The sequence below is a fragment of the Sporomusa sp. genome (genome assembly GCF_035561255.1).
Classification (GTDB): domain Bacteria; phylum Bacillota; class Negativicutes; order Sporomusales; family Sporomusaceae; genus Sporomusa.
Map to the genome: position 1 here is coordinate 1 of NZ_DATMXX010000162.1, position 12,015 is coordinate 12,015.

The window sequence follows — 12,015 nt, forward strand, 5'->3', positions numbered from 1 at the left end:
GGTGTCGAAAAGATAAAAATTGTTAGAGAATAAGTTGACGATATTGGTTCAGTGGCCTGCCACACCAATACATATTAAAGAAATAGGGAGGATTTTGTTGTGAAAGTTTTAGTTGTTAACTGTGGAAGTTCCTCAATTAAGTATCAGCTGGTCAACATGTTGGATGAGTCTGTTTTGGCAAAAGGATTAGTTGAACGTATTGGTTTGGATGGGGCAGTACTGACCCATCAGCCGGAAGGGAAAAATAAAGTGATTATTAATGCCGATATTACTAATCATAGTATTGGCATTAAGCTTGTTATTGAAGCTCTCACCAACTCTGAGCATGGCGTAATTACCAGTATGAAAGAAATTGCCGCTGTTGGTCACCGTGTTGTCCATGGTGGCGAGAAATTTGCTGACTCGGTGCTAATTACCCCTGCCGTTATGACTGCTTTAGAAGAATGCATTGAGATGGCCCCGCTTCATAACCCCCCTAATATTATGGGTATAAATGCTTGCGCTGAAATCATGCCAGGCATTCCTCAAGTAGCTGTTTTTGATACTGCGTTCCATCAAACAATGCCTAAATATGCCTTTCTGTATGCATTGCCTTATGAAGCATATGAGAAATATGGCATCAGACGATATGGTTTTCATGGCACCTCCCACAAATATGTTTCCCAACAGGCTGCTGAGCTTATGGGAGAGCATATGACCAATCTCCGCATCATTACCTGCCACCTGGGCAACGGCGCAAGCATAGCAGCTGTCAAACATGGCAAATGCCTTGATACCAGCATGGGTTTCACACCCCTTGAAGGATTGGTAATGGGTACTCGTTCCGGTGGCATTGATCCGGCAATTATTCCCTTTTTAATGAAAAAAGAAAACATGTCGACTGATCAGGTTGACAGCTACTTGAACAAAAAATCAGGTGTGCTTGGTGTTTCGGGTGTATCAAGTGATTTCCGTGATATTGAGGAAGCAGCCAATGCCGGAAGCGAGCGTTCGGAACTGGCTCTTGAAATGTTCGCATACAGAGTGCGCAAATTTATTGGATCTTATGTTGCGGCTATGGGTGGTGTTGATGCAATTGTATTTACTGCCGGCCTTGGCGAAAATTCTATCAGCATGCGTGACAAAATCTCTAATGGCCTTGAATATCTTGGCACCCGGATTGATCCTGACAAAAATAATGTTCGCGGCAAAGCGCAGGAAATTAGCGTTGACGGTGCTAAAGTTAAAATTTTTGTCATTCCAACCAATGAAGAACTGGTTATTGCCCGCGACACAAAAGCAATTTGCGGCAACCTTGCATAACGGTCTTACAAGTATCGCATGATAGGCAGGGAACACTTGAGTTCCCTGCTTTTCTTATTGTCTTGACAAACCTCTGGTGTGTAGCTATAATAGATGAAGGTTGGTGGAAAATGATGAAAATTAACATATCCCAGTTAAAAAAAGATCCCGGGAGCACGCAATCCTTTTCTTTTAAAACCTCAGCCGGAGCGTTAGGTCTTGATAATCCGGAAATTTGGGTTGAGAACATGATGGTTGATGGCTGTATTATAAATAAAGGAATGATTTATGAGGTAAACGGAAATATCCGTGCTACCATAAACCAATGCTGCAGCCGCTGCCTGGAAGACATGGTTACAATACTTAATATTGCATTCAGTGAGGAATATAGAGAAGCTGAGTTTGAGAAGTCAGGCGAAGCTTTGGTTCAGGAAATCAATTATTTTAGCGGTGATGAGATTAATCTTGCAGAATTAATCCGTGAGAATATTTTGTTGGCTGAGCCTATCAAACCTGTTTGCAGTGAAAGCTGCCGTGGGTTGTGTTCTGAGTGCGGAGTCAACCTAAACATAAATACCTGCGGCTGCAACTCGACTAAAATTGATCCGAGGCTTGCAGTTTTGGAAAAACTCTTGTCCAAGGACTGAGATTGGCAGGTTGGCCAATTTTGTTAAGGAGGTGGAAATAGAATGGCAGTACCTAAGCGTAAAATGTCTAAAGCCCGCCGCGATAAGCGTCGTGCTAATTGGAAGCTTACTATCCCTGGTTTGGTAGAATGCCCCCAGTGTCACGAAAAGAAAATGCCTCACCGCGTGTGTCCTGATTGTGGTCATTATAATGGTAAAGTTGTGGTTGCAGCAGAATAAAAAAATAATGAGTGAGCAAGATAAAAGGCAATTAAAATTTTATCTTGCTCACTTTTTTTACTTGCAATCTTGGTAGTAACTAGCTATAATTAATGCTATCAATTGGTAATATAACTTACTGATAAAACTAGGTGATGTAATGGCGCGAGTTCAAAAAAAAATACGACAAGAACAGTTAAAAGAGAAACTATTAACCACACCGTTTTTTACTGACGAGGAACTGGCAGCCTATTTGACTGTTAGTGTGCAGACTATTCGCCTTGACCGGCTGGAGCTTGGAATACCTGAACTCAGGGAGCGTACTAAGCAGATGGCCGAAGAAGCGCAGAATAAGCTCAAAACAATTGCCAGTACGGATGTTGTTGGCGAGTTGATAGACCTTGAATTAGGTAAAACCGGGATATCTCTAATGACTGTAACCTCTGAGATGGTGTTTGAAAAGAACAAAGTAGCACGAGGACACTATATTTTTGCCCAGGCCAATTCTTTGGCACTGGCAATTATTGATGCCCCGGTGGCTGTAACAGGAGTAGCCAATATTAAATATAAGATTGCTGTTCATGAGGGCGATAAACTGGTGTCCAGAGCTGAGGTCATAAAAAAAAGAGGCAATAAATATTTTATTTGGGTAAAAACTAGGAATGATAGTCAGGAAGTATTTCGGGCTAAGTTCATAATGGTATCACTGGAACCGGATCTGCATAAATAGCAAAAACTGTAATTGAATATTTGTACTCTATTTTATTGGTTTTGTGAAAGGAGATATTGAATGAAGGTTGCCGTTGATGCCATGGGCGGGGATTACGCACCTGATGAAATTGTTCTAGGTGCGTTACAAGCTGCCAAAGAGTATACCGAAGAAAATCTTGAGATTGTTTTAGTCGGCGACCAAGCTCAAATTACCCAATCGCTTGACCGTCATGGCAACTGGAAAAATTTAGGTATTACAATTCATCACGCCAGTGAAGTTATTGATATGCATGAATCACCAGGGGCTGCTGTCAGAAAAAAAAAGGATGCATCTGTGGTTGTTGCTACTAGCCTGGTTAAACAGGGGCACTGTGATGTAGCAATATGTGCTGGTAGTACTGGCGCTGCAGTGGCTGCTGCACTGCTTGGTTTGGGACGAATAAAGGGGATCGAACGCCCTGCTATTGCCACACCTATGCCGAATCTTACCGGGACAACAGTTCTCGTGGATTCAGGTGCTCATGTTGACAGTAAACCTAAACATCTGGTTCAAAATGCGATCATGGGCGCGATTTATGCTGAGTATGTGCTGAATATTCCAGGGCCCAGGGTAGGGCTTTTAAATATTGGCGAGGAAGAAAGTAAGGGCAATGAACAGGTTCTTGCTACCTATCCACTGTTACAGCAGCTTAGTACTGTAAACTTTATTGGTAACGTTGAAGGTCGCGATATTCCTAAAGGAACAGTTGATGTTGTTGTTTGCGACGGATTTGTGGGGAATATTGTCTTAAAACTAGGCGAAGGCTTAGCCGGGGCTATTTTGCAGTTGGTAAAAGACTCAATTAAGAGCAGCGGTTTCTGGACGAAAATGGCCTCTATGCTTGTATTGCCCGCTTTGCAAGGACTTAAGAAAAAACTAGATTATGCCGAATATGGTGGAGCACCACTATTAGGTGTAAATGGTGGTTTTATTATCTGCCATGGTAGTTCCCGGGCTAAAGCGATTAAAAACGCTATTAGGGTTGCTAAAGAGTTTACTGAGCAGGATGTTGTTGCCCATATACGTGAAAACATTGCTAAGGAGGGGGTTGTAACCAATGAATAATGATAAAGCAGTAGGCATTATTGGTATCGGTACATATGTTCCGGAAAAGATAATGACTAATAAAGATCTAGAAAGCATAGTAGAAACCTCTGACGAATGGATTGTTGAGAGGACGGGCATCCGTGAACGAAGAGTTGCGGACCCGAGTATGGCAACCTCTGATTTAGCCAGCCGCGCAGCCCAAAAAGCACTTGATGACGCTGGTGTAACCTCTGAAGAAATTGACCTTATCATTGTAGCTACAGCAACACCTGATATGCTTTTTCCTTCAGTAGCCTGCCTTGTGCAGGCTAATATTGGGGCCACCAGAGCAGCTGCTTTTGATTTGGCGGCAGGCTGTTCCGGGTTTGTTTATGGGATGGTAACCGGCAGTCAATTTATCAAGGCTGGTTTATATAAGAAAATACTGGTAATCGGTGCTGAGACCCTTTCAAAAATACTCGACTGGAGTGATCGTAATACCTGTGTTCTCTTTGGGGATGGGGCTGGTGCGGTAGTGCTGGCGGAAACAGTCCCAGGTTGTGGAATTTTAGCCGCTCACCTTGGCGCAGATGGCTCAGGCGGCGATTTACTGAAACTTCCTGCTGGTGGATCACGCAATCCGGCAACGGCTGATACAATAGCACAAAAGTTGCACTTTGTCCACATGAATGGTAATGAGGTATTTAAGTTTGCTGTTAAAGTAATGGGCGAGGCGGCTGTTAAGGCGCTGGAAGACGCCGGGCTTAACCCTGGCGATGTTGACTGCCTCATTCCACACCAAGCAAACATTCGGATCATTCAGTCAGCAGCTAAGCGACTCAAATTACCTTTAGACAAGGTTATGGTTAATGTTGATAAATACGGTAACACTTCGGCCGCATCTATCCCAATTGCGCTCGACGAAGCTGTACACAGTGGCAAAATAAAGCATGGCGATATTGTGGTGCTGGTTGGTTTTGGTGCTGGTTTAACTTGGGCTTCTGCCGTTATAAAATGGTGCAAGGAGGCCGACACTATTGTTAAATAGCAAACTCTGCCAGCTTTTAAATATCAAATATCCTATCTTGCAGGGAGGCATGGCTTGGGTAGCTACCGCTGAACTAGCTGCCGCCGTCTCTAACGCGGGTGGTCTGGGGCTTATTGGCGCCGGACATATGCCGCCTGATGCACTCAAAGCAGAAATCATCAAGGCTAAGAGTTTGACAGAAAAACCTTTTGGTGTCAATATTATGCTCATGTCACCATTTGTCAAAGAGGTTATGCAGGTAGTCATTGACGAACGGGTGGCTGTGGTTACTACTGGCGCAGGGAATCCTGGTGAATACATCCCGGCACTGAAGGCAATCGGTACCAAAGTTATTCCTGTAGTGGCATCTGTGGCGTTGGCTAAGCGTTTAGAGCGTGTAGGTATTGACGCTATTATTGCCGAAGGCATGGAAAGCGGTGGACATGTAGGGGAAGTAACAACTATGGCGTTGGTGCCGTTGGTTGCTGATGCTGTTAGTGTGCCGGTTATTGCTGCCGGTGGTATTGGTGATGCCCGTGGTGTAGTGGCTGCGTTGGCTTTAGGTGCTCAGGGTGTGCAAATTGGAACCTTGTTTGCAGCTTCTGTTGAGTGTACAGCTCACCCAAACTATAAAGCCGCAATTGTCAAAGCCAAAGAACGGTCTACTATCATTAATGGCATATCGACAGGACATCCTGTCAGGGTTATTGCCAATAAACTCACCCGTGAATTTGCAGAATTAGAAAAACGCGGTGCAACAATTGAGGAGCTTGACCAGCTAGGTATTGGCAAGCTAAAAGCAGCCGTGCGCGATGGTGATGTAGATTACGGCTCGGTTATGGTTGGACAGATAGCGGGTATGATCACTGAAATTCGCCCCGTTAATGAAATTATGCAGGATATCGTGCATAATATCCCTAAGGTTATTGCTGAACTTACTCAAAAACTGTAAATATTCGACAAATACATAAGGAGGGAAAGAAATGGAAAAACTGGCATTTGTTTTTCCGGGACAGGGATCTCAGGCTGTAGGCATGGGAAGAGAGCTGTATGAGAAATATGATATAGTCCGGTCCATTTTCAAGTCAGCTGATGAAGCTCTTGGTTTTTCAATTACCGATATGTGTTTTAACGGTCCGGAAGAAGAACTAAAGAAGACCTATAACACCCAACCTGCTATTTTGACTGTGAGTGTGGCTTGTTACGAAGTCTTAAAGCAACACGGTATTAAACCTGATATTGTGGCCGGTCATAGTCTGGGAGAGTATTCCGCCTTAGTTGCCGCAGGCTCGCTCGCTTTTAGTGATGCGGTTCAGCTGGTAAGAAAACGCGGGCAGTTTATGCAGGAGGCTGTACCGCTTGGTGAAGGCAGTATGGCTGCTATTATGGGACTTGAGCGCGATAAAGTTGTTGAGATTTGTCAACAGGTAGAATCTGAAGTTGGTGCCGTGCAGGCAGTAAACTTCAACTGCCCTGGTCAAATTGTTATTGCCGGTACCACCCAGGCTGTTGAAAAAGCAAGTGAACTTTTAAAAGCTGCCGGGGCAAAACGGGCAATCTCATTACCTGTAAGTGCCCCATTCCATAGTACGCTGATGCAGCCGGCAGCCCAAAGACTGAGCGCTGAACTGGATAAAGTTGATATTAAAGAGGCGGAAATTCCGGTAGTAGCAAATGTTGATGGCAAACCGGTGACTCAAGGCGGCGCTATTAAAGAATTACTGGTAAAACAAGCCGCCAATCCAGTACTTTGGGAAGATTGTGTAGCACAAATTGTAGGGCATGGCGTAACTACGTTTGTTGAGGTCGGTCCTGGTAAAGTTCTTACCGGATTTACCAAGAAAATAGCCAAAGAGATGGAAACATTAAATATTGAAGATGCGGCTTCTTTAGAAAAAATCCTTGATTATTTCAAGGAGGTTCGCTAAAATGCATTTAGATGGACATGTGGCAATTGTTACCGGGGCGTCCAGAGGGATTGGTCGGGCAATAGCTATTGCACTGGCAAATGTTGGTGCAAAAGTAGTAATCAATTATGCGGGTAATGCTGAGGCTGCTGAAGAAGTGCGTAAAGCTATCACAGATAAAGGTGGCGATGCAATTACCATTCAGGCGGATGTTGCCAATGCTGAAGCAGTAGAAACCCTGGTGAAGAAAACGATCGAGGCCTATGGTAAAATTGATGTATTGGTCAACAATGCCGGGATAACCCGTGACGGACTGCTGATGCGCATGAAGGATGAGGATTGGGATGCTGTGATGAATACCAACCTAAAAGGGGTATTCTATTGTACTAAGGCAGTATCTAAATTTATGATGAAGCAAAGAAGCGGTAAAATAATCAATATGACTTCAGTTGTCGGGGTTATGGGCAATGCCGGGCAGGCAAACTATGCTGCTGCCAAGGCTGGTGTTATTGGGTTTACCAAATCTATGGCAAAAGAATTGGCCTCACGTGGTATAACCGTCAATGCCATTGCGCCAGGCTTTATTGCCACCGACATGACGCATGGTCTGTCTGAGCAGGTTAAAGTGGATTTAGCCACAAAAATTCCGCTTAATCGTCTGGGAACCGCTGAAGATGTAGCCGCTGCTGCAGTATTTTTAGCAACAGAATCTGCAAATTATATTACCGGGCAGACTTTAAATGTTGACGGTGGTATGGTAATGTAATAGATGATTTAGAAAAAACGCCTTGGAAGGAGGTGAACACCCATCATGACAACTTTTGACAAGGTTAAAGAAATCGTTGTTGAGCAGCTCGGCGTTGATGAAGCAGACGTAGCTATCAATTCTACTTTCATTGACGATCTCGGCGCTGATTCGCTGGATATTGTTGAACTGATTATGGCCTTTGAAGAGGAATTCAGCATCGAAATTCCGGACGAAATAGCTGAAAAAATTAAAACAGTAAAAGACGCTGTAGAGTACATAGACAAGGAAAAACAGGCGTAATTTAACGTTTTACCGTCGTCGGAGTGAGACATTACCTTTGGTAGACGAAGAAAGTCCCGTGGAAGCTTTTTTCGCGGGACTTTCTTAAAGGTAATGATTTGTAGTAGCTAATGGTAGGGTTATTGATTGGAGGAGTTGTTACTTGAAACTTCCGGAGCTTAAAATTGGCCAACTTGTTGCTAAGATTCCTATTATCCAAGGGGGCATGGCGATAAGACTTTCAACTGCCCGTTTGGCAGCAGCAGTGGCTGAAGCTGGCGGTATCGGACTTATTGCAGCATCTGGCATGGCATTTGAGGAATTGCGTCATGAAATTCGCTTGGCCCGTAGCTTAACGAAGGGGATAATTGGAATAAACATTATGGTGGCGGCCAGAGAGTTTGCCCGCTATGTCGATACTGCCATTGATGAGGGGATTGATTTGGTAGTTGCAGGAGCTGGGTTTTCTCGTGATGTATTCCCTATGGGGAAAAAGTCTGGTACTCCAATCGTGCCTATTGTGTCATCTGTTAAAGCCGCCAAAATTTCGGAAAAACTAGGTGCTGCGGCAATTATTGTCGAAGGAAAAGAAGCCGGTGGGCATTTGGGGACAGACCAATCTTTGCATGTACTCTTACCTGACATTAAGAAGGCTGTAAGCATTCCTGTAATTGGGGCTGGTGGGATAATATCTGGCCAGGATATTGTTGAAGTAATGAAACTTGGGGCTGATGGCGTACAAATGGGTACAAGGTTTGCCGCTAGTGTGGAGTCTAACGCCGCTCCAGCTCTAAAAGAATTTTATCTTAAGGCTAAACACGAAGATGTGGTCTTAATAAAGAGTCCGGTAGGATTACCGGGGCGAGCTATAAAAAATCCTTTTGCTAAGAAAATTCTTGAATGTACTGTCGATGGTCCTAAAACCTGTGTAGCCTGCTTAAAACATTGTGAGCAGAACTTTTGTATAATCAATGCGCTCATTCGGGCCCAGCAGGGGGATATTGATACCGGGTTGGTATTTACCGGTGAGTATATTCATAAAATAGATGAAATCTTACCTGTCAAAGAAATTTTTACACGGCTTCTTAAAGAAGTTGAAGAAATAAACTAGTGAGGTGACCTTTTTTGAAAAAACGCGTTGTAATAACAGGGATAGGTGCGATCACACCTGTTGGCATTGGCACAGAGAATTTTTGGCAAGCTTTACTTGCCGGTAAGTCAGGTATTGACCGCATAACTCGTTTTGACCCCAGCGAATATACTACTCAAATTGCCGGAGAAGTAAAAGACTTCGATCCGACCCAATATATTGATAAAAAAGAAGCTAAGCGTATGGATCGCTGCACTCAGTTTGCGATTGCTGCCGCTAAAATGGCGTTTGAAGACTCTGGAATTGCATTAGATCAAGAAGACCGTAGCCGGATAGGTACTTTAATTGGTACTGGCATTGGTGGCATGGATACGCTTCACGACCAGTTTAAAACATTGTTTGATAAAGGCCCGGGACGAATTAGTCCGTTCTTTGTTCCTATGATGATTGCTAATATGCCTGCAGGGCAAACCTCAATTACTTTTGGTTTGCAAGGACCTTGCAGCTGTGTAGTTACTGCCTGCGCTACAGGTACCAATGCGATTGGGGATGCCTTCAAAATAATCCAGCGCGGCGATGCTGATGTTATGGTTGCCGGCGGTACAGAAGCGGCTATTTCGCCGACGGCTGTAGCTGGGTTTTGTGCAATGAAAGCTATGTCTACCCGTAATGACGAGCCACAAAAGGCCTCACGTCCCTTTGATAAGGACCGTAGCGGCTTTGTGATGGGCGAAGGTTCTGGTATCGTTATTATGGAAACACTTGAACATGCGTTAGCGCGTGGTGCAAAAATTTATGCAGAAATAGTTGGTTATGGTTTTAATGCAGATGCGTATCATATTACGGCGCCAGCACCTGAAGGTGCTCAAGCTGCTAAATGCATGGCTATGGCTCTTAAGGATGCTGGAATTGAGCCTAGTGAAGTAGATTACATAAATGCTCATGGAACCTCAACACCGCTTAATGACAAAAATGAAACGCTGGCAATTAAATCTTTGTTTGGAGAGCATGCGAAGAAACTCAAAGTCAGCTCAATTAAGTCTATGACTGGGCATCTCTTAGGTGCAGCCGGCGGGATTGAAGCAATCGCTACTGTCCTTACAATAACTAATAGTATCATTCCGCCAACTATTAATTATGAAAACCAAGATCCTGAACTCGACCTGGATTATGTGCCTAACAAAGCACAGGAGCAAGTTGTTAATGTGGCGCTTTCGAACTCGTTTGGCTTCGGCGGCCATAATGCAACCATCCTGGTGAAAAAGTACCAGGGATAATCTGCTCTTTATGAAAGAAACTAAAGGGCTGTTGGATGGAACTCGCCTACAGGCATTAGCCGAGTTATGCCGAACGTTGGGAGTGACGTTTAATGATTACAAGTTATTGCATCAGGCACTTACCCATACTTCATATGCTAATGAAACCAAAGGCGCTAATGTTAGGCACAACGAGCGTCTGGAATTTTTAGGCGATGCGGTTTTGGATTTGATTATCAGTTCCTATTTATTTAGTCAATGCCCTCATCTACCTGAAGGTGAACTTACGAAAGCACGGGCTCAGGTTGTGTGCGAACAAACATTGGCAAAAAGGTCGCTGGAATTAGGTATTGGCGAATATCTTCTGTTAGGTAAAGGCGAGGCGCTATCAGGTGGACGGGAACGGATATCAATCCTTGCAGATGCGTTCGAGGCTATTATTGGTGCTGTTTATCTTGATGCCGGATTTAAAAATGCTGCCAGATATGTGTTAAACCAATTGAAATCGGAATTGATTCTGGTAGAGAGCGGTGACTACTTTAAAGACTATAAGACATGGCTGCAAGAGATCGTGCAGAAAAATAACGATAGTAAGATTGCCTATGAGGTTATTAGCGAGCGCGGTCCTGACCATGACAAATCTTTCGAAGTCGCCGTTGTTGTTAATGGGGAACGCATGGGCTCCGGCTGGGGGAAAAGTAAGAAAGAGGCGGAACAGCAGGCGGCTAGACAAGCGTTGACGAAGCTTGGAACAATAACTGAATAAGGGAAAACAGGGCGGCCAGAGGGCCGTCCTTTCTGTATAGGAGTATTATGAAACATTATATCATTCCGATATTCATTCCACACTTGGGTTGCAGGCACCAATGTGTTTTTTGTAACCAGCAAAGAATAACCGGTCAAATAACTCCAGTTACAGCCAACCAGGTCAGAAGAATCATTGATGAGAGATTGGCTGCTATCAATCAAAAACGGCACATCGAAGTAGCCTTTTATGGTGGTAGTTTCACTGCTTTGCCTGAGGATGTTCAGAATGATTTGCTGGCACCAGCAACAGAGGCCCGCTTAAGAGGCTGGATTCAAGGGATTCGTCTATCCACCAGACCTGATGGTATAAGTGAGTCGACGGTTAACAATTTGATTAAGCAAGGTGTAACAATTGTTGAATTAGGTGTTCAATCTCTGGACGATACAGTGCTTGCGACAGCGGCACGGGGGCATAACAGCAAGGTTGTAAATAATGCCGTATCCCTGTTGAAGAAAGCTGCTTTACGCTGTGGTTTGCAGCTTATGCCCGGTCTTCCGGGAGAGGATTGGCCAAGTTTGATTAGGACGGTACAGCACGTACTTACACTTTCCCCTGATTTTGTCCGCATTTATCCGACCGTGGTTATCAATGGTACTGCACTTGCCGGGCTCTATAAACAGGGTATTTACCAACCTCTCTCGCTTTCTCAGGCAGTTGGGCGTTCAGCTTATATGAAACTTGTTTTCGAGCGTCAGGGAATTGCTGTTATTCGCATTGGATTACAGGCTTCAACAGAGCTCGACAATAAAGAAACAGTCATTGCCGGACCGTACCACCCTGCTTTTGGTGAGCTTGTAGATTCGCATATCTTTTATTTAATGCTTGCTGGATTCATTGAACAGAATTCAATATGTTCCCAAGAAGCTTTGATTATACGCCATCATCCGCAGGATTGTTCTAAAGTGAGAGGGCAACATAATAATAATATTAGTAGTCTGAAGCAATTTTATAACCTATCAGAGATAACCCTTGCTGCTGATTCTCTTATTCCTAAAGG

Annotated in this window: 14 protein-coding genes; all 14 read left to right on the plus strand. The window is 44.1% G+C overall.

All coding sequences use genetic code 11. The features are described 5' to 3' along the window. Positions 1 to 99 precede the first annotated feature (99 nt). Positions 100 to 1,302 carry an acetate kinase gene (locus VN379_RS09235; RefSeq protein ID WP_325533064.1) on the plus strand — a complete coding sequence of 401 codons (1,203 nt, stop codon included), beginning with the start codon at positions 100 to 102 and terminating at the stop codon, positions 1,300 to 1,302. Positions 1,303 to 1,412: 110 nt separating this feature from the next. Next, a complete protein-coding gene (locus VN379_RS09240) occupies positions 1,413 to 1,928 on the plus strand; it encodes a DUF177 domain-containing protein (protein WP_325533066.1) in 516 nt (171 codons plus the stop codon). Between the two features lie 42 nt (positions 1,929 to 1,970). Then, entirely contained in the window at positions 1,971 to 2,147 is a 177-nt protein-coding gene (gene rpmF, locus VN379_RS09245) for a 50S ribosomal protein L32 (protein WP_084575475.1), read from the plus strand. A gap of 139 nt (positions 2,148 to 2,286) precedes the next feature. Further along, positions 2,287 to 2,856 carry a transcription factor FapR gene (gene fapR, locus VN379_RS09250; RefSeq protein WP_325533071.1) on the plus strand — a complete coding sequence of 190 codons (570 nt, stop codon included), beginning with the start codon at positions 2,287 to 2,289 and terminating at the stop codon, positions 2,854 to 2,856. 60 nt (positions 2,857 to 2,916) lie between these two features. Further along, positions 2,917 to 3,942 (plus strand): phosphate acyltransferase PlsX, encoded by a 1,026-nt coding sequence (gene plsX / locus VN379_RS09255; RefSeq protein WP_325533073.1) that lies wholly within the window; start codon positions 2,917 to 2,919, stop codon positions 3,940 to 3,942. Continuing rightward, positions 3,935 to 4,951, plus strand: coding sequence for a beta-ketoacyl-ACP synthase III (locus VN379_RS09260; RefSeq protein ID WP_325533075.1), 1,017 nt, complete (start codon positions 3,935 to 3,937; stop codon positions 4,949 to 4,951). The genes plsX and VN379_RS09260 overlap by 8 nt, the downstream gene beginning before the upstream one ends. Before the next feature lie 49 nt (positions 4,952 to 5,000). After that, the gene (locus VN379_RS09265; RefSeq protein ID WP_414714979.1) at positions 5,001 to 5,882 is read left to right on the plus strand and encodes a DUF561 domain-containing protein; all 882 of its coding nucleotides are present in this window, start codon (positions 5,001 to 5,003) and stop codon (positions 5,880 to 5,882) included. A gap of 31 nt (positions 5,883 to 5,913) precedes the next feature. Further along, the gene (gene fabD, locus VN379_RS09270; protein ID WP_325533079.1) at positions 5,914 to 6,858 is read left to right on the plus strand and encodes an ACP S-malonyltransferase; all 945 of its coding nucleotides are present in this window, start codon (positions 5,914 to 5,916) and stop codon (positions 6,856 to 6,858) included. Position 6,859: 1 nt separating this feature from the next. Then, on the plus strand, positions 6,860 to 7,603 hold the full coding sequence (fabG, locus tag VN379_RS09275) for a 3-oxoacyl-[acyl-carrier-protein] reductase (RefSeq protein WP_325533081.1): 744 nt from the start codon (positions 6,860 to 6,862) through the stop codon (positions 7,601 to 7,603). 45 nt (positions 7,604 to 7,648) lie between these two features. Further along, the gene (locus VN379_RS09280; RefSeq protein WP_021167513.1) at positions 7,649 to 7,885 is read left to right on the plus strand and encodes an acyl carrier protein; all 237 of its coding nucleotides are present in this window, start codon (positions 7,649 to 7,651) and stop codon (positions 7,883 to 7,885) included. 142 nt (positions 7,886 to 8,027) lie between these two features. Then, positions 8,028 to 8,975, plus strand: a complete 948-nt coding sequence (locus tag VN379_RS09285; protein WP_325533088.1) for a nitronate monooxygenase — start codon at positions 8,028 to 8,030, stop codon at positions 8,973 to 8,975. A 14-nt stretch (positions 8,976 to 8,989) separates the two neighbouring features. Beyond that, on the plus strand, positions 8,990 to 10,231 hold the full coding sequence (gene fabF, locus VN379_RS09290) for a beta-ketoacyl-ACP synthase II (RefSeq protein WP_325533090.1): 1,242 nt from the start codon (positions 8,990 to 8,992) through the stop codon (positions 10,229 to 10,231). A 10-nt stretch (positions 10,232 to 10,241) separates the two neighbouring features. Continuing rightward, positions 10,242 to 10,976 carry a ribonuclease III gene (rnc, locus tag VN379_RS09295; RefSeq protein WP_325533092.1) on the plus strand — a complete coding sequence of 245 codons (735 nt, stop codon included), beginning with the start codon at positions 10,242 to 10,244 and terminating at the stop codon, positions 10,974 to 10,976. A gap of 47 nt (positions 10,977 to 11,023) precedes the next feature. Continuing rightward, positions 11,024 to 12,015, plus strand: a 992-nt coding sequence (locus tag VN379_RS09300) for an elongator complex protein 3 (protein WP_325533094.1), incomplete at its 3' end; no start/stop codon positions are given.

Coding starts and splice junctions, on each gene's coding strand:
- VN379_RS09240 (WP_325533066.1), top strand. CDS start 1,413: ATGATGAAAATTAACATATCCCAGTTAAAAAAAGATCCCGGGAGCACG.
- rpmF (WP_084575475.1), top strand. CDS start 1,971: ATGGCAGTACCTAAGCGTAAAATGTCTAAAGCCCGCCGCGATAAGCGT.
- fapR (WP_325533071.1), top strand. CDS start 2,287: ATGGCGCGAGTTCAAAAAAAAATACGACAAGAACAGTTAAAAGAGAAA.
- plsX (WP_325533073.1), top strand. CDS start 2,917: ATGAAGGTTGCCGTTGATGCCATGGGCGGGGATTACGCACCTGATGAA.
- VN379_RS09260 (WP_325533075.1), top strand. CDS start 3,935: ATGAATAATGATAAAGCAGTAGGCATTATTGGTATCGGTACATATGTT.
- VN379_RS09265 (WP_414714979.1), top strand. CDS start 5,001: ATGGCTTGGGTAGCTACCGCTGAACTAGCTGCCGCCGTCTCTAACGCG.
- fabD (WP_325533079.1), top strand. CDS start 5,914: ATGGAAAAACTGGCATTTGTTTTTCCGGGACAGGGATCTCAGGCTGTA.
- fabG (WP_325533081.1), top strand. CDS start 6,860: ATGCATTTAGATGGACATGTGGCAATTGTTACCGGGGCGTCCAGAGGG.
- VN379_RS09280 (WP_021167513.1), top strand. CDS start 7,649: ATGACAACTTTTGACAAGGTTAAAGAAATCGTTGTTGAGCAGCTCGGC.
- rnc (WP_325533092.1), top strand. CDS start 10,242: ATGAAAGAAACTAAAGGGCTGTTGGATGGAACTCGCCTACAGGCATTA.